This window comes from Pseudomonas sp. 3-2, assembly GCF_019710535.1.
Classification (GTDB): Bacteria; Pseudomonadota; Gammaproteobacteria; order Pseudomonadales; family Pseudomonadaceae; genus Aquipseudomonas; species Aquipseudomonas pharyngis.
Map to the genome: position 1 here is coordinate 4,282,335 of NZ_CP081200.1, position 16,591 is coordinate 4,298,925.

Here is a 16,591-nt window from a genome sequence, read left to right on the forward strand (position 1 = left end):
CTTTAACGGCACGCGGAACCAAAAGTTGAGCCTGGAGACACCTCATGTCCTTGTGGGAGCGGGCTTGCCCCGGGCGGCGATCCGACGATAGCGGTGTTTCAGTCACATAAATATTGAATAGGCGGACGCCATCGCGGGCAAGCCCGCTCCCACAGGGAATTTGGGGGTTACAGGACCATCGCAGCCACCCAGCCAAACGCCAGCAGCGGCAGGTTGTAGTGCAGGAAAGTCGGGACCACGGTGTCCCAGATGTGATGGTGCTGGCCGTCGATGTTCAGCCCGGAGGTCGGGCCGAGGGTCGAGTCCGACGCGGGCGAACCGGCATCGCCCAAGGCACCGGCCGTGCCGACGATGCAGACAATCGCCATCGGGCTGAAGCCCAGTTGCACGCACAGCGGCACAAAAATCGCCGCCAGGATCGGCACCGTGGAAAACGAAGAGCCGATGCCCATGGTTACCAGCAGCCCGACCAGCAGCATCAGCAAGGCACCGATGCCTTTGCTGTGGTTGATCCACGACGCCGACGACTCGACTAGCGTCTGCACCTCGCCGGTGGCCTTCATCACTTCGGCGAAGCCGGAGGCGGCGATCATGATGAAGCCGATCATCGCCATCATCTTCATGCCTTCGGTGAACAGGTCATCCGTTTCGCGCCATTTGACGATGCCCGACGCCGAAAAGATCAGGAAACCGGCCAGCGCCCCGATAATCATCGAATCCAGCAGCAACTGAATAATGAAGGCTGCGGCAATGGCGACGCCGGCGATCAACAGGCTGCGCGGGTTGTACTGCACTGCCACCTGCTCGACCTGCTCGATTTTTCCCAGGTCGTAGACGCGTTTCTTGCGGTAACTGATAAAGGCGATACCCAGCCCTGCCAGCATGCCCAGCGCCGGAATTCCCATGGCATGGGTGACGTTGATCCCGCTGATGTCAACGCCACTGCGGGCAACGTTGGCCAGCAGGATTTCATTAAGGAAAATGTTGCCGAAGCCCACCGGCAGGAACATGTACGGCGTAATCAGGCCGAAAGTCATGACGCAGGCGATCAACCGGCGGTCCAGTTGCAGCTTGGTCAGTACATAGAGAAGCGGCGGCACCAGCAGCGGAATGAACGCAATGTGGATCGGCAGGATGTTCTGCGAAGCGATCGCCACCACCCACAGCAGGCCGATCAGCAGCCATTTGACGCTGCCGCCACCGGTCGCATGCTGGCGATCAACCATCGCCAGAGCCTTGTCGGCCAGCGCATGGGCCAGGCCGGACTTGGCAATCGCCACGGCGAAAGCGCCGAGCAACGCGTAGGACAACGCCACCGTCGCCCCGCCGCCCAGGCCACTGTTGAAAGCCTTGAGCGTGGCGTCGATACCCAGACCACCGGTCAGGCCACCAACCAGCGCACCGACGATCAATGCGATCACCACATGCACCCGGGACAGGCTGAGGATCAGCATGACGCCGACCGCAGCAATCACTGCATTCATTTCACTACCTCAAAAACACGACGGTAAAACCATTCACCGCCAGACAGGATGAGTCCGGCCGACAAGCCACGAGGGTCGCCAGCGGATTTGCATAGAGGGTCTTATTAGAAGGGCGCGCACTGTGCCGCAGCGCGGGCGCAGTGTCAAAGCGACTGGTCGCAACACTGTGTAACTTTCCATGATCAATCCGCTGAACAGGGCATATCCGCCACAACATGCGTCAATTCGCCCTATTGCATTTACGCCATAAAGAAAGCCGAAACGCGGCCGTTACAGTGCAAAGTCTCAGATATTTATCGAATAAGGACGTTTCCATGTCACTCAGACAACTTTCCATCCAATGGAAAATCACCCTGCTCGCCGGGCTCTGCCTGGCCGGTATCGTGACCCTGTTGGTAGGTCTTTCGCTGTATCGCATGGAGCACAGTTCCGAACTGGTGAAAGCTTCGAGCATGGAAATGCTCACCGAGTCGGCCCAGGCCCGCATCGAATCCCAGGGCGAAGTCCAGGCAGCGGGCATTCGCCAGCAGTTCATGGATGCCTATCAATATGGCCACGGCTTCTCGCGTCAGGTGCTGTTCCTGCGTGAGCAGGCCGAGAAGCGCTTCCTCGATGCCTTCGACCTGCGTGAGGACATGACCCGTCAGGTGAAATCGGCCTTGCAGGCCAATCCGGATCTGCTAGGCCTGTCGCTGGTGTTTGAAGCCAACGCGCTGGATGGCAAAGACGAACTATTCGCCGGGCAAAGTGAATTAGGCAGCAACGACAAGGGCCGTTTCGCCCTGTACTGGTCGCAGCCGACCCCGGGCAAGGTGACCTCGATGGCCCTGCCGGAAAGCGACATGAGCGACACGAGCACCGGCCCCAGCGGTCAGGCCGCCAACGCCTGGTTCACCTGCCCGCGCACCACGCTCAAGCCATGCGTGATCGAACCCTACTTCTATGTGATCGACGGGCAAAAGGTGCTGATGACCAGCATCGTGTTCCCGCTGATGGTCAACGGCAAAGTCATCGCCTCGCTGTCGGTGGACATCAACCTCAACAGCCTGCAAGCGATCAGCCAGAGCGCCAGCAAAAAGCTCTACGACGGCCAGACCGCCGTGAGCATCGTCAGCCCCGCCGGCCTGCTCGCCGGTTACAGCCCGAACGCCAATAAACTCAGCCAGCGCCTGGATGCCGTGGACACCACCAGCGGCGCCGAACTGCTGCGTCTGCTCGCCTCGAGCAACGCCGTCAGCAGCCTGCACAGCAACGCGCAACTGAAAGTGCTGTCGCCGTTCCAGCCGATTCCCGGCGGCCCGTCCTGGGGCGTACTGCTCGATGTGCCGGAAAAGGTTCTGGTCAGTCGCGCCGAAGCACTCAAGCAGCAACTCGATGCCAGCAACACCTCAGGCACCCTGATCGAACTGAGCCTCGGCGTGCTCGCTGCGCTGATCGGCCTTTTGCTGGTGTGGCTGATGGCGCGCAGCGTGACCAAACCGATCCTCGGCGTGGCCCACATGCTGGAAGACATCGCCAGCGGCGAAGGCGACCTGACCCGCCGCCTGGCCTATGACAAGAAAGACGAACTCGGTCAACTCGCTGGCTGGTTCAACCGTTTCCTCGACAAGCTGCAACCGATCATCGCCGAGGTGAAACGCTCGGTGCAGGACGCGCGCAACACCGCCGACCAGTCTTCAGCGATTGCGACCCAGACCAGCGCCGGCATGGAGCAGCAATACCGTCAGGTCGATCAGGTCGCCACCGCATCCCACGAAATGAGCGCCACCGCCCAGGACGTGGCCCGCAGCGCGGCACAAGCCGCCGAAGCGGCCAAGGATGCCGACCGCGCCACCCGTCAGGGCCTGACCGTGATCGACCGCACCACCGCCAGCATCGACACCCTCGCCGCCGACATGAGTGCAGCGATGGTGCAGGTCGAAGGCCTGGCCGCCAACAGCGAGAAGATCGGCACCGTGCTGGAAACCATCCGCGCCATCGCCGAACAGACCAACCTGCTGGCCCTCAACGCCGCCATCGAAGCCGCCCGCGCCGGTGAAGCCGGGCGCGGTTTTGCGGTGGTCGCCGACGAAGTGCGCAACCTCGCCCGCCGCACCCAGGAATCGGTGGAAGAAACCCGCCAGGTGATCGAGCAATTACAGAACGGCACCCAGGACGTGGTCGGTTCGATGGGCAACAGCCATCGCCAGGCCCAGGGCAGCGTCGAACAGGTCGGCCAGGCCGTGACGGCGCTGCGCCAGATCGGTGATGCGGTGACGGTGATCAGCGACATGAACCTGCAGATTGCCAGCGCCGCCGAGGAACAGAGCGCGGTGGCTGAAGAGATCAACAACAACGTGGCGACGATTCGTGATGTGACGGAGTCGCTGTCGGGGCAGGCGAATGAATCGGCGCGGGTGAGTCAGTCGCTCAATAGTCTGGCGAATCAGCAGCAGAGTCTGATGGATCAGTTTCGGGTCTGACGCTCAAGCCCGCTCACCACAAACCTCGTGGGGGCGGGCTCACCGTCGAGGCAACTGAATCTCCACCTTCAACCCGCCCCACTCGCTTTCGCCCAGCACCAGCACCCCGCCCCAGGTGTCGACGATGTCGCGCACAATCCCCAGCCCCAAGCCATGCCCGTCGGTCTGCTCATCCAGCCGCGTCCCCCGGCTGAATACCTGAGCCCGCTGCGCCTCGGGAATCCCCGGCCCGTCGTCTTCCACACTCAGCACAAAACCATCCGCCGTTTCGACCACACTCAGCCGCACCTCGGCATCCGCCCATTTGCAGGCGTTGTCCAGCAGGTTGCCGAGCAGTTCCAGCAGATCTTCACGATCCCACGGCAATTGCAGGCCCGGCGGGGCCACGTAACTCAGTTCCAGATGCTCGCCATGGATCATGTTCAACGTCGACAGCAACCCCGGCAGCTCGGCGTCGCAATCGAACAGCGCTCCCGGCAACGCATCGCCAGAGAGCCGCGCACGGTTGAGCTCGCGGTTCAGCCGTTGCTGAACCTGCTCCAGTTGTTCCTTGAGGATCTTGCGCAGTTCCGGGTGCGCGTCGAGCCGTTCACTCGACGCCAGACTCAACAGCACCGCCAACGGGGTTTTCAGCGCATGCCCGAGATTGCCCAGAGCGTTGCGCGAACGCTTCAGGCTGTCTTCAGTGTGCGCCAGCAAATGGTTGATCTGCGCCACCAGCGGTTCCAGTTCCGCCGGCACTTGTTCATCGAGTTGCGAACGCTGGCCCTGCTGCAACTGGGCGATCTGCTCGCGGGCCTTTTCCAGCGGCCGCAACGCGCGGCGCACGGTCAGACGTTGCAACAACAGAATCAGCAGCAACCCGGCCAAACCGAGGCCGAGGCCGATCTGGCGCATGCGCTGGAAACTCTCGCGCACCGGCGTGTAATCCTGAGCCACGCTGATGGAAATCGACTGACCGAGCCGTCGATAGTCCGAGCGCAGTACCAGCAATTGCTGGCCGTCCGGCCCCAGTTGCAAGTTGCTGTGCAGGCCGGAGCGTTCGAGCAACGGCAGGTCCTGATCCCACAACGAGCGGGAGCGCCAATGGCTGTCAGCGAAGTCGATGCGGAAGTAATGCCCGGAAAACGGTCGCTGATAAGCCGGTGACAGGTGCCGCTCATCCAGCTGCAAGCCTTGCGGCCCGCGAACCAGCGCCACCAGCAGGCTCTCGCTGTCGTTGCGCAGCCCGGCTTCGAGATAGCGCTGCAATCCCACTTCGAACAGCCACAGGCTGGTTTGCGCCAGCAGCACACCGACGACCACCAGCACGCTGATCAACCCCAGGCTCAAGCGGCGCTGGATCGATCTCACGAAGCCTGTCCGCCAAACAGATAACCCTGACCGCGACGGGTTTCGATCACGCTCTTGCCGAGCTTGCGGCGAAGGTGATTGACGTGAACTTCCAGCACGTTGGAATCGCGCTCGGTCTCGCCGTCGTAGAGGTGCTCGGCAAGGTGGCTTTTGGAGAGGATCTGTTCCGGGTGCAGCATGAAGTAGCGCAGCAGACGGAATTCGGCAGCGGTCAGCTGAATATCGGCGCCGTCGCGCACGACACACTGGCGGCCCTCGTCCAGGTGCAGTCCTGCGGCCTTGAGCGTCGGTTGGTTGGCCTGGCCCTTGGAACGGCGCAGCAGCGACTGGATGCGCAAATACAGCTCTTCCGGGTGGAAGGGTTTGGTCAGGTAATCGTCGGCACCGGCCTTGAGGCCTTCGATGCGCTCGGCCCAGGAGTCGCGGGCAGTGAGGATCAGCACCGGAATCGTCAGACCGCCGGCGCGCCATTGCGCCAGCACCTCAAGCCCCGGAACGCCGGGCAGACCGAGGTCGAGGACGATCAGGTCATAAGGCTCGCTGCTGCCCTGATAGACCGCATCGCGTCCGTCCGCCAGCCAGTCCACCGCGTAGCCCTGACGTTGCAGGCCTGCCAGCAATTCGTCGGCCAGCGGTACGTGGTCTTCCACCAGAAGCAAGCGCATCGGTCAATCTTCCTTGTCTTTCACGAGTTCGCCGGTGTCGGCCTTCAAGTGCAGCTCGCGGGCCACACCCTCGACGGTCAGCAACTCGACTTCATAAATGTAGACGTCGTGTTTTTCTTCCAGCTCGACTTCCAGCAGTTTCGCGCCGGGATAACGGTCCATCGCCTGGTGTAATACCTGCTCGAGCGGCAGGATCACACCCTGCTTGCGCAGATTGAGGGCTTCGTCGGGACCCAGGTCGCGGGCCATGGCCGTCGAGCAAAACATCACCAGCGCCAATGCCGTACGGCGGGTGGCGCGAACATTCACCTTCATTACGTATCCTGATGATCCTTGAGCACTTGCCCGCTCACCGCGTCCAGTTCCAGATCCCATTCCAGCCCCTGCGGATCACGCAGTTCGATCTGGTAGATGTACTTGCCGTACTGTTCTTCCAGCTCGGTGTCGGTGATCGTCGAACCCGGGTGTTTGGCCAGCGCGGTGGCGTTGAGCTTCTCGAAGGAGACGATAGTACCAGCGTCGCGCAGGCGCAGGGCTTCATCCGGGCCGAGATCGCGGGCGTGAACGGTGCTGGCGGTGAGGCCGATGATCGAGGCGATGGTCAGGGCAGTCAGGGTTTTCATGGTGTCTCCGTATTTTTATGTGTCGCTACGGGCCGCACCTTAACGGTGCGAACTTAACTGAAACTGAATTGCCATCATTGGGCCTGCTCCTGCAGCCACGGCAACATGTGCTTATAATCTTTCGCTTGCTAACGATCGAGACCGGTATGACCGCCATTCACATCAAGTTCCCTGCCCTCACCCTCAAGGCCGGCCCCAGGGCCATGGCGCGCATTCGTGCCCAAGGCCTGAACGCCGCCGACGTCGGTACCCTGCCCGGCGCTGCCGGTGGGCCCAAGGCATTGGGGATTCAGGGGCTGGATCTGGCGTTGTTCGGCGAGTGGCTGCCGGCCGCGCCGCGCGAGCGTTCGCTGATCGGTGCGTCGGTGGGTTCCTGGCGGTTCGCCAGTGCCTGCCTGCCGGACGCCGCCGAAGGCATCCGCCGCCTTGGTCATCTGTACACCGAGCAGAACTTCAACAAAGGCGTGACCATTGCCGAGGTCAGCCGCAGTTCGCAGCGCATGCTCGATGACCTGCTCGACGGCCGAGACACGAGCCTTCTGACCAACGCCCATTACCGCTTGAACATCATGGTGGTCAAAAGCCACGGCGGGCTGGCGGAGGATCATCGCGGCCGGCTCGGGCTGGCGCTGGGTTCGGTGATCGCCGACAACCTGCGCGGCCGCGCGCGGCTGTCGCGGCACTTCGAACGGCTGATCATCCACGACCCGCGCCTGGCGCCACCGGTGCATGCGCTGAATGACTTCCCGTCGCGTTTCGTCGCCCTCGACGCCGGCAACCTGCGCCAGGCGCTGCTGGCATCGGGTTCGATCCCGATGGTCATGGAAGGCGTGCGCGACCTGCCGGGCGCCGGTGCCGGCACCTTCCGCGACGGCGGTCTGCTGGACTACCACCTCGACCTGCCCTACAGCGGCGACGGCATCGTGCTCTATCCGCACTTCACCGACCGAGTGATCCCGGGCTGGTTCGACAAGACTCTGCCTTGGCGCAAAGCTTCGGTGGAGCGCTTGCAGGACGTGCTGCTGCTCGCGCCGTCGAAGGAATACCTGGCGCGTCTGCCCTACGGCAAACTCCCCGACCGTAACGACTTCAAGCGTTTCATGGGCGATGCGCCGAGCCGACAGAAATACTGGCGCGCGGCGATGGACGAGAGCCGCCGGATGGGTGACGAATTCCTTGAACTGACTGCCAATGGTCGCCTCGCCGAGCGCTTGCTGACCCTTTAGTCAGCACAGCCGGGAACAAGCTGATAAACTCGCCGCCTGCCCGAATTCGCTGCGGCGAACGCCATCTGAACAGAGCTGAAATCACTGTGGAAATCTTCAAGGAATTTACGTTCGAATCCGCCCACCGCCTGCCCCACGTACCGGACGGCCACAAGTGCGGACGCCTGCACGGTCACTCGTTCAAAGTGGCGATTCACCTGAGCGGCGACCTCGATCCGCACACTGGCTGGATCCGTGATTTCTCCGAGATCAAGGCGATTTTCAAGCCGCTGTACGAGCGTCTGGACCACAACTACCTGAACGACATTCCTGGCCTTGAGAACCCGACCAGCGAAGTGCTGGCCAAATTCATCTGGAATGAATTGAAGCCCCTGCTGCCGGAACTCAGTGCGATCCGCATCCACGAGACCTGCACCAGCGGTTGCATCTATCGCGGCGAGTAATTCCCGCGACACAAAAAAACCACCGAGACCGGTGGTTTTTTTACGCCTATGCTTTTTGGCTCGAACCCGCCAAGAGGACAGGCCCATGACGGACTGGCTGCTGGATCAGGTCTTTGATTTCAACGGGCGACAGATTCGCCACGGGGTGCGCGGCGACGGCCCGCCGCTGGTATTCGTGCACGGCACGCCCTTCTCGTCTTACGTGTGGCACCGCATCGCGCCGCACTTTTTTGCCACGCATCGGGTGCATTACTTCGACCTGCTGGGCTACGGGCAGTCCGAGCAACCGGATGCCGACGTTTCCCTCGGCGTGCAGAACGAATTGCTCGTTCAGTTGCTCGATCACTGGAATCTGCAACGCCCGGACGTGGTCGCCCACGACTTCGGCGGCGCCACCGTGCTGCGCGCTCATCTGCTCAACGGCAAGGATTACCGCAGCCTGACCCTGATCGACCCGGTCGCGCTGACACCCTGGGGTTCGCCGTTCGTGCAGCACGTGCGCCAGCACGAAGCGGCGTTCAGCGGCCTGCCGGATTACATCCAGCGCGCCATCGTACCGACCTACATTCGCGGGGCGATTCACCGGGAGATTCCCGATGACGAACTGGCGCCCTACGTGCAGCCGTGGCTGGGCGATCCGGGGCAAGCGGCGTTCTACCGGCAGATCGCGCAGATGGATCAGCGCTACACGCTGGAGGCGCAGCCGCTGTACCCGACGATCCGCTGCCCGGTGCAGATTCTCTGGGGTGAAGAGGATCAGTGGATTCCCATTGAGCGCGGGCGCGAGTTGCACAGGATGATTCCCGGATCGCAGTTTCACCCGATCCCGAATGCCGGGCATCTGGTGCAGGAGGATGCGCCTGAAGCCATAGTCGCTGCGCTGCTGCGGTTCCTCTGATCCAATCCCGTGCCCCTGTGGGAACAACTGCTCCCACATGGTTCGGTGTGGCGCCCGATGCACTGCTTTCGCGCCGATCATCCGTGTCTCGTCTATAAATACCCGCAACATCGCGTTTGGCACGACCGCTGCAACCTCTTCGCGTCCTCCCCTTTCCAGCAAGGAATGCCCCCATGACGCAAAACGATCCCGGCAACGATTACCCCCTCAGCGAAGTGCCGATGCACGCGCGCAAAGGCCTGGCCTCCACGGCGATGGTGCTGCTGGGGTTCACCTTCTTCACGGCGACCATGTTTGCCGGCGGCAAGCTCGGCGTGGCGTTCAACTTCGGCGAAATGCTCGCCGTCATCGTCATCGGCAATCTGCTGCTCGGCGTGTACGCCGCAGGCCTGGGTTACATCGCCTTCAAGAGCGGGCTGAATTCGGTGCTGATGGGGCGCTTCTGTTTTGGCGAAGTCGGCAGCAAGCTCAGCGACCTGATCCTCGGGTTCACCCAGATCGGCTGGTACGCCTGGGGCACCGCGACGGCGGCGGTGGTGCTCGGCAAATATTTCGATCTGAATGAAGCCACGGTGCTGGGGCTGATGGTGCTGTTCGGCCTGGTGTTCTGCGCCACGGCGTATGTCGGTTATCGCGGACTGGAGATTCTGTCGTACATCGCGGTACCGGCGATGATGTTGCTGCTGATGCTGTCGATGTGGGTCGCCACCGTGAAAGTCGGCGGCCTCGACGGTTTGCTCAGCGTCGTGCCCAGCGGTTCGCTGGATTGGTCGACCGCCATCACGCTGGTGTTCGGCACCTTCGTCAGCGGTGCGACCCAGGCCACCAACTGGACGCGTTTTTCCCGTTCGGCGCGGGTCGCGGTGCTGGCCAGCCTGATCGGCTTTTTCATCGGCAATGGCCTGATGGTGCTGATCGGCGCCTACGGCGCAATCGTCTACCAACAACCCGACGTGGTCGAAGTGCTACTGTTGCAAGGCTTCGCCATGGCGGCGATGGCGATGCTGTTGCTGAACATCTGGAGCACCCAGGACAACACCATCTACAACTTCGCCGTCGCCGGCTGCAACCTGCTGCGCACCGGGCGCCGCAAGACCGTGACCCTGGCCGGTGCCGTGATCGGCACGGCGCTCGCGCTGCTGGGCATGTACGACATGCTGGTGCCTTATCTGATCCTGCTGGGCACGGTGATCCCGCCGATTGGCGGGGTGATCATGGCGGACTTTTTCTTCCGCTGGCGCGGGCGTTATCCGCGTCTGGCCGACGCACGGTTACCGGCGTTCAACTGGCCGGGGCTGGCGGCTTACGCGGCCGGAACCGTCGCCGCGTTCGGCTCGCCGTGGGTCGCGCCGCTGGTCGGCATCGCCGTTGCCGCGTTAACGTATATCGCAGTGACCGGCCTGCTCGGCGCCCGCAACGCGGCCGCCCCTCTACAAGATCTATAAAAGGATTCGCCCGATGCACATCATCAACGCCCGACTGCGCAACCAGGAAGGTCTGCACGAATTGCACCTCGAAGACGGCCTGATCAGCAGCATCGCTCGCCAGACCGAAGCGCCGACTCTGGGCCCCGACGACCTCGACGCCGGCGGCAATCTGGTGGTGCCGCCCTTCGTCGAGCCGCACATTCACCTCGACGCCACCCTGACCGCCGGCGAGCCGCGCTGGAACATGAGCGGCACGCTGTTCGAAGGCATCGAGTGCTGGGGCGAGCGCAAAGTCACCATCACCCAGGAAGACACCAAAACCCGGGCCAGGAAAACCATTCAAACCCTCGCCGCCCACGGCATCCAGCACGTGCGCACCCACGTCGACGTCACCGACCCGCAACTCACCGCGCTCAAAGCGATGCTTGAAGTACGCGAGGAAAGCCGTCACCTGATCGACCTGCAGATCGTCGCGTTCCCCCAGGAAGGCATCGAGTCGTTTCGTAATGGTCGCGAGCTGATGGAAGAAGCGATCCGCATGGGCGCGGACGTGGTCGGCGGGATCCCGCATTTCGAATACACCCGCGATCAGGGCGTCAGTTCGGTGAAATTCCTGATGGACCTCGCCGAGCGCACCTGCTGCCTGGTGGACGTGCACTGCGACGAAACCGACGACCCGCATTCGCGCTTCCTCGAAGTGCTGGCCGAAGAGGCTCGCAGCCGCGACATGGGCGCCCTCGTGACCGCCAGCCACACCACCGCGATGGGCTCCTACGACAACGCCTACTGCGCCAAACTGTTCCGCCTGCTCGGCCATTCGGGGATCAGTTTTGTCTCCTGCCCGACCGAAAGCATTCACCTGCAAGGTCGCTTCGATAACTTCCCGAAACGCCGCGGCGTGACCCGCGTCAACGAACTGCTCGAAGCCGGCATGAACGTCTGCTTCGGCCAGGATTCGATCGTCGATCCGTGGTATCCGCTGGGCAACGGCAACATCCTGCGGGTCCTCGAAGCCGGCCTGCACATCTGCCACATGCTCGGTTATCGCAACCTGCAGAGCGCGCTGGATCTGGTCACCGACAACAGCGCCAAGGCCATGCACCTCGGTGAGCGCTACGGCCTGGAACAGGGCCGCCCGGCGAACCTGCTGATCCTGTCGGCGGACAGCGATTACGAAGTCATCCGCAGCCAGGGCCTGCCGCTGTATTCGATCCGCAACGGCAAGGTGCTGATGAAGCGGCAGATGCCGGTGGTGGAATTCGTCTAAGGTGTAGAAGTCGGCGCTGCAACGGCGCCGACTTCTTCCGATGGACGCACTGTCATGCCGTAGTTCGCGCGTAGTTGCTCCGCTGCCATCCTCATTGATCCGTGAGGACGCGACATGAATCAAAAGACCACTTCCGATCCCATGGCCACGCTTTACCAGGAAGGCCGCCATACGTTTGTCGAACTCGTACCCGATGGCGGGGACAGGCTCGACGCCTTGTTTCGTACCGTTCCCGCACTGCGCGAACTTGCCGTTGGCGTGGTGTACGGACATTTACACTCACGTCCCGGTCTTGATCCGCGATTACGCGAAGCGGTGTCATTTGCCGCCATTGTCGCCTCGGGCATGGTCGGACCACCGCTGAGCGTGCACCTCAAAACCGGCCTGGCATCGGGCCTCGCACCGGGTGAATTGACTGAAATACTGCTGCAGGCTTCGGCCTTCGCCGGTTTCCCCCGAGCGGTCAGCGCTGCGGAGCAGCTCAATCATCTGTTTGCAGACGCGGGCCTTGAATCACCACCGCCCCCTACCCCGAGAGAAGTCACTTCGAGATTTTGCTCTGACGTTCGCGAGGGCCATTCACCAATTCCGTTGAGTGCCGCCGTGAAACGCCAATTGCGGCACGCAGACCGTTTGGCGCTGCAAGCCTGCACAGCACAGGCTGTGATCGTCGAGTGTTTTCAAAGCCCCGAAACGCAGCCCAAAGCCCTGCTGTATGTGACGGTGGACGATGACACTGTTGTCGCCGTGAAACTTTTCAAGGCCCAATGAACGGTTTCATGGTTATGGATCGGGGCGGCTTTATCGCCAAACGATAGAGCCGACCTGTCAGATCTGACAGGCGACAAGCGCGGCGTGTCGGCTCACAGTAAGCCCCAAGGGATCCATCGTTCCCGGGGGGACGACCATGAAAGGGACTTCACCTTTTTGTCCGATGTGCGGTGCCAAACAGACGCACGCCGAGCAGCTCGCCATCGCGCTCTTCCAGTAAAATCGGGGCCGTCCCGCCTGGCATCACCACCTGCACCTCTCCCGCCGACACCCAGCCTACCCGCCATGCCGCAGACGCCACCGCACTGGCGCTGGTGCCGGAGGACGCCGTCGGCCCCTCGCCCCGTTCGAACACCCGCGCCACAATGCGTTGATCGCCAGCGCGCATCGCCCATTGCAGGTTGATCCCGGCCGGGCACGGCTGGCCGGCGCCGGTGGGCATGGCGTAGGCGATGGCGGTCAGACAGTCTGCCAGCGGCGATTCAAGCATCTGTGCGTTGCTCGGCAATGCGGCTTCATCCTGCACCAGGGTCACGCAATGCGGATTGCCGATGCGCACGAACTGGCTGTGCGCCCAGGCAGGATCGAGTTGCGCCAGCGGTCGAACACCGCTGACTTGCACACCATTGAAAGGGTGCGACTCAACCCCGAGCGCACCGACCGCCGCCGGGCCGAAACCGGGCTGGCCGAGGTCCAGCCAGAAGCCCTGCACGCCCGCCACTTTCGCCGGTTTCACCGAGGTCGGCACGGGCGATAGTGCGTCCTGTTTGTCGTGATGCACCCGCAGCGTCGCGCCCTCCTCCGGCATCACCCCCTGTTCGAGCAGCGCCTGGGAGAAGATCGTCAGGCCGTTGCCACTGCGCTCGGCCAGCGTGCCGTCGGTGTTGACGATCAGCAGGTCGAAGGGTGGCGAGGATTGAAACGGGCCGATCAGCAAGCCATCGCTGCGATGATGCTTGACGCCGGTGGGGCGAATCCCATCCGGCCATTGGCAGAATGTCGCGATAGCGTGCTCGCTCCAGATGGCTCTGGATGACGCCGCCTCCTGTGCGTTGGTCGGCAGGTCGATACCCACCTCACGTACCTGCAGGGGTGAAACCACACCATAGATATTGCCGCGTGCATCGTAGAACTTTGCCATCTCGTTTCCTGCGTTCAGGTTGCTGTCAGCGCTCCACTGTATCGCCTGACGGGATCGTCAATCACGTGGAAATATCAGCAAAAGCGATATCACTTCGCCACGAAACATTTAGTAGCAACTTCAAGAAGACCATATGAACCGTGGCTTTCCGGGCATGTGCGCAACTTTTTGCGCAACTTTAAGCCTTTATGATCCGACTCGGTTCTGGATCAGGCTTTCGCCGAGGTTAGAACTTTCAGGAGATTTCGTTTCACCTCAAGGAGCGTCAAATGTTCAGTCCAGCCAACGAAACGCACTTCAGCCTGACGGTCGACGGCTCTCAAGGCGGGCAGGTGGGCGACCTGCAAGTCCTGTCGTTCACCGGCACCGAAGGCATCAGCCAGCCGTTTCGTTTCGACATCGAACTGGTCAGCGAAAACCCGGATCTGGACCTGGAAAAACTCCTGCACAAACAGGCATTCCTCGCCCTCGATCCGCAGGGCTCGGGCATCCACGGCCAGATCTACCGCGTGGCCCAGGGCGATGCCGGCAAGCGCCTGACCCGCTACAAGGTTTCGCTGGTGCCGCAGCTGCAATACCTGCATCACCGCACCAACCAGCGCATCTACCAGCAGATGTCGGCGCCGAAAATCATCGCGCTGATCCTCGACGAGCACGGCATCAAGGGCAACGCCTACAGCTTCCAGCTCAGCCAGCCGTGCCCGGATCGCGACTACTGCGTGCAGTACGACGAAACCGATCTGCACTTCGTCCAGCGCCTGTGCGAAGAAGAAGGCATTCACTACCACTTCCAGCACAGCAAGAAAGGCCACCTGCTGGTGTTCGGCGATGACCAGACCGTGTTCCCCAACCTCGGCCAACCGACCGCTTACGTGCAGGGCAGCGGCATGGTCGCCGAAGAACCGGTGATCAAAGGCTTCAAGCTGCGCCTGGAAACCCGCACCAGCCGCACCACCCGCCGCGACTACGATTTCGAGAAACCGCGCCTGCAAATGGAAGCCGCGTACAAACCGGACGGCGAGAGCACTGAACCGGATCTCGAAGACTACGACTACCCCGGTCGTTTCATCGACCGCGCGCGCGGCAAGTTCCTCAGCCAGCGCGCTCTCGAACGTCACCGTGCCGACTACCGCCAGGCCGAGGGTCGCGGTGACCAGACCCGACTGGTCAGCGGCCACTTCATGGAAATGTCCGACCACCCGCGCAGCGAGTGGAACGACCTGTGGCTGCTCACCGAAATCTTCCACGAAGGCAAACAGCCGCAAGTCCTCGAAGAGTCGGTCACCAGCGACACCACCGACAACAAGGACGACTTCCACCAGGGCTACCGCAACCGCTTCCTCGCCACCCCGTGGGACGTGTTCTACCGCCCGGCCCTCGAACACCCGAAGCCCCGCGTGCTCGGCTGCCAGACCGCCATGGTCACCGGCCCCAAAGGCGAAGAAATCCACTGCGACCAATACGGCCGCATCAAGGTGCAATTCCACTGGGACCGCGAAGGCCTGGCCGACGACAAGACCAGCTGCTGGCTGCGCGTCTCCAGCTCCTGGGCCGGCGACCGCTACGGCGCCATCTCCATCCCGCGCATCGGCATGGAAGTCCTCGTCACCTTCCTCGAAGGCGACCCCGACCAACCCCTCGTCACCGGCTGCCTGTACCACAAGGAAAACCCGGTGCCGTACGCCCTGCCGGCGAACAAAACCCGCAGCGTCTTCAAAACCCTCAGCTCCCCAGGCGGCGGTGGCTACAACGAACTGCGCATCGAAGACAAAAAAGGCGCCGAACAAATCTTCATCCACGCCCAGCGGGATTGGGATGAAAACGTTGAGCACGATCAGAAGATTCGGGTCGGCAATGAACGTCATGACACCGTGGTTAAGAACAGTTACACCGAGCTCAAGGCTGAAGAACACCGCACTACGATTTCCGATCGCAAAGTGGAAGTGAAAGCCAGCGATCACCTGACCGTTAACCAGGACCAGCACATCAAACTCGGCACCGCTCAGTTGACCAGCGCTGGCAAGGAAATCCACCTCAAGGCCGGGGACAAAATGGTCATCGAGGCCGGCAGCGAACTGACTCTCCAGGCGGGCGGCAGCTTCATCAAACTCGATGGCGGTGGCATCACGGTGGTCGGGCCGGTGGTGAAGATCAACGCAGGTGGCTCGGCGGGAACGGGTTCCGGGATTGCGATCCTGAAGCCGCTGTTGCCGATCCCAGCACCGTCGGCCAAGGCCGGCAATCTCATGGCGCCCGCGCAACCGGGCGTATTGCCGACCAAGCCCGAGCCACGGGAATACTTCTTCGACATTACCCTGACCGATGTGCCCGGCGATGAAGGTTTCCCGCTGGCCCACACCCTGTGGCAGATCGTCCAGGACGGCGTGGATGAGCCGTTGCTCGAAGGTCAGACCGACGAGAACGGACGCGTCAATATCGACGAACCGCAACGCCTGAAACTCTCCAAAGCCTATGCCGAAGCCGGCCCGTTGTGGCTGTGCTATCCAGGGCAACGCGTGCCAGTGGCCCTGCATGACGAACCGGCGGATGCGGACAAGGAGCGCTTCGCCTTGGCTGCCCTTGACTTCCATGACAGCACTCACCACCGCACCATCAACGCCGCCAGCAACGAACGCAGCAAGCAGGACTTGCTCACCGACGGCGACTTGTACAGCCGCCTGCACAGCACGGACGAATGACCATGACGGATTCCGCTACCCCCTACAACGGCGTTCGCCACAAGGAAGTCAGCCAGATCAACACGGCCGCCGGTAAAGCCCTGCCCGCCGTGAATGCGCCGGACTTTTTCATTCAGGACAAGTCCGCCTTTG

At 62.2% G+C, this 16,591-nt stretch carries 14 protein-coding genes and 1 pseudogene; 9 read left to right on the plus strand and 6 right to left on the minus strand.

Translation table 11 applies throughout. The features are described 5' to 3' along the window. Nucleotides 1-167 precede the first annotated feature (167 nt). Nucleotides 168-1,484, minus strand: coding sequence for a Na+/H+ antiporter family protein (locus K3819_RS19300; protein ID WP_039770253.1), 1,317 nt, complete (start codon nt 1,482-1,484; stop codon nt 168-170). Nucleotides 1,485-2,983: 1,499 nt separating this feature from the next. On the opposite strand from K3819_RS19300, the pseudogene K3819_RS29725 reads away from it, so the two are divergent. Then, a pseudogene (locus tag K3819_RS29725) lies at nt 2,984-3,040 on the plus strand (hypothetical protein); the annotation flags it as partial. Between the two features lie 201 nt (nt 3,041-3,241). Beyond that, nucleotides 3,242-3,946 carry a methyl-accepting chemotaxis protein gene (locus K3819_RS29730; protein WP_409348357.1) on the plus strand — a complete coding sequence of 235 codons (705 nt, stop codon included), beginning with the start codon at nt 3,242-3,244 and terminating at the stop codon, nt 3,944-3,946. A gap of 39 nt (nt 3,947-3,985) precedes the next feature. Here the strand turns inward: K3819_RS29730 and K3819_RS19310 are convergent, their stop codons facing one another. The 4 genes from K3819_RS19310 to K3819_RS19325 are packed head-to-tail and all read right to left on the minus strand — an operon-like array spanning nt 3,986 to nt 6,587. Further along, complete coding sequence (locus tag K3819_RS19310) at nt 3,986-5,299, minus strand: sensor histidine kinase (protein WP_221397734.1); 1,314 nt, start codon at nt 5,297-5,299, stop codon at nt 3,986-3,988. Continuing rightward, nucleotides 5,296-5,964, minus strand: coding sequence for a response regulator transcription factor (locus K3819_RS19315; protein WP_011335105.1), 669 nt, complete (start codon nt 5,962-5,964; stop codon nt 5,296-5,298). Before K3819_RS19315 ends, K3819_RS19310 begins: the two co-directional genes overlap by 4 nt. Before the next feature lie 3 nt (nt 5,965-5,967). Then, nucleotides 5,968-6,279, minus strand: a complete 312-nt coding sequence (locus K3819_RS19320; protein ID WP_064597979.1) for a PepSY domain-containing protein — start codon at nt 6,277-6,279, stop codon at nt 5,968-5,970. Beyond that, the gene (locus K3819_RS19325) at nt 6,279-6,587 is read right to left on the minus strand and encodes a PepSY domain-containing protein (RefSeq protein ID WP_039770261.1); all 309 of its coding nucleotides are present in this window, start codon (nt 6,585-6,587) and stop codon (nt 6,279-6,281) included. Before K3819_RS19325 ends, K3819_RS19320 begins: the two co-directional genes overlap by 1 nt. 146 nt (nt 6,588-6,733) lie before the next feature. Here K3819_RS19325 and K3819_RS19330 point away from each other — a divergent pair, with 146 nt between their 5' ends. From K3819_RS19330 to K3819_RS19355, 6 genes are all read left to right on the plus strand, one after another. After that, entirely contained in the window at nt 6,734-7,813 is a 1,080-nt protein-coding gene (locus K3819_RS19330) for a patatin-like phospholipase family protein (protein WP_221397735.1), read from the plus strand. Nucleotides 7,814-7,899: 86 nt separating this feature from the next. Next, complete coding sequence (queD, locus tag K3819_RS19335; RefSeq protein ID WP_007955941.1) at nt 7,900-8,256, plus strand: 6-carboxytetrahydropterin synthase QueD; 357 nt, start codon at nt 7,900-7,902, stop codon at nt 8,254-8,256. A gap of 85 nt (nt 8,257-8,341) precedes the next feature. Beyond that, on the plus strand, nt 8,342-9,154 hold the full coding sequence (locus K3819_RS19340) for an alpha/beta fold hydrolase (RefSeq protein ID WP_221397736.1): 813 nt from the start codon (nt 8,342-8,344) through the stop codon (nt 9,152-9,154). Between the two features lie 173 nt (nt 9,155-9,327). Further along, the gene (gene codB, locus K3819_RS19345; protein WP_074689162.1) at nt 9,328-10,599 is read left to right on the plus strand and encodes a cytosine permease; all 1,272 of its coding nucleotides are present in this window, start codon (nt 9,328-9,330) and stop codon (nt 10,597-10,599) included. A gap of 13 nt (nt 10,600-10,612) precedes the next feature. Beyond that, nucleotides 10,613-11,848, plus strand: a complete 1,236-nt coding sequence (codA, locus tag K3819_RS19350; protein WP_221397737.1) for a cytosine deaminase — start codon at nt 10,613-10,615, stop codon at nt 11,846-11,848. A gap of 114 nt (nt 11,849-11,962) precedes the next feature. Then, nucleotides 11,963-12,619: a carboxymuconolactone decarboxylase family protein gene (locus tag K3819_RS19355; protein ID WP_221397738.1), complete on the plus strand. Its 657-nt coding sequence runs from the start codon at nt 11,963-11,965 to the stop codon at nt 12,617-12,619. Between the two features lie 148 nt (nt 12,620-12,767). Here the strand turns inward: K3819_RS19355 and K3819_RS19360 are convergent, their stop codons facing one another. Continuing rightward, a complete protein-coding gene (locus K3819_RS19360; RefSeq protein ID WP_221397739.1) occupies nt 12,768-13,760 on the minus strand; it encodes a diaminopimelate epimerase in 993 nt (330 codons plus the stop codon). Nucleotides 13,761-14,029: 269 nt separating this feature from the next. On the opposite strand from K3819_RS19360, the gene tssI reads away from it, so the two are divergent. Beyond that, the gene (gene tssI / locus K3819_RS19365; RefSeq protein ID WP_221397740.1) at nt 14,030-16,459 is read left to right on the plus strand and encodes a type VI secretion system tip protein VgrG; all 2,430 of its coding nucleotides are present in this window, start codon (nt 14,030-14,032) and stop codon (nt 16,457-16,459) included. Nucleotides 16,460-16,591 lie beyond the last annotated feature (132 nt).

Bases quoted from the DNA above. Each gene is read 5' to 3' on its own strand.
- K3819_RS19300 (WP_039770253.1), bottom strand. From the start codon at position 1,484: ATGAATGCAGTGATTGCTGCGGTCGGCGTCATGCTGATCCTCAGCCTG.
- K3819_RS19315 (WP_011335105.1), bottom strand. From the start codon at position 5,964: ATGCGCTTGCTTCTGGTGGAAGACCACGTACCGCTGGCCGACGAATTG.
- codB (WP_074689162.1), top strand. From the start codon at position 9,328: ATGACGCAAAACGATCCCGGCAACGATTACCCCCTCAGCGAAGTGCCG.
- codA (WP_221397737.1), top strand. From the start codon at position 10,613: ATGCACATCATCAACGCCCGACTGCGCAACCAGGAAGGTCTGCACGAA.
- K3819_RS29730 (WP_409348357.1), top strand. From the start codon at position 3,242: ATGAGCGCCACCGCCCAGGACGTGGCCCGCAGCGCGGCACAAGCCGCC.
- K3819_RS19325 (WP_039770261.1), bottom strand. From the start codon at position 6,587: ATGAAAACCCTGACTGCCCTGACCATCGCCTCGATCATCGGCCTCACC.
- K3819_RS19355 (WP_221397738.1), top strand. From the start codon at position 11,963: ATGAATCAAAAGACCACTTCCGATCCCATGGCCACGCTTTACCAGGAA.
- K3819_RS19340 (WP_221397736.1), top strand. From the start codon at position 8,342: ATGACGGACTGGCTGCTGGATCAGGTCTTTGATTTCAACGGGCGACAG.
- K3819_RS19360 (WP_221397739.1), bottom strand. From the start codon at position 13,760: ATGGCAAAGTTCTACGATGCACGCGGCAATATCTATGGTGTGGTTTCA.
- tssI (WP_221397740.1), top strand. From the start codon at position 14,030: ATGTTCAGTCCAGCCAACGAAACGCACTTCAGCCTGACGGTCGACGGC.
- K3819_RS19320 (WP_064597979.1), bottom strand. From the start codon at position 6,279: ATGAAGGTGAATGTTCGCGCCACCCGCCGTACGGCATTGGCGCTGGTG.
- K3819_RS19330 (WP_221397735.1), top strand. From the start codon at position 6,734: ATGACCGCCATTCACATCAAGTTCCCTGCCCTCACCCTCAAGGCCGGC.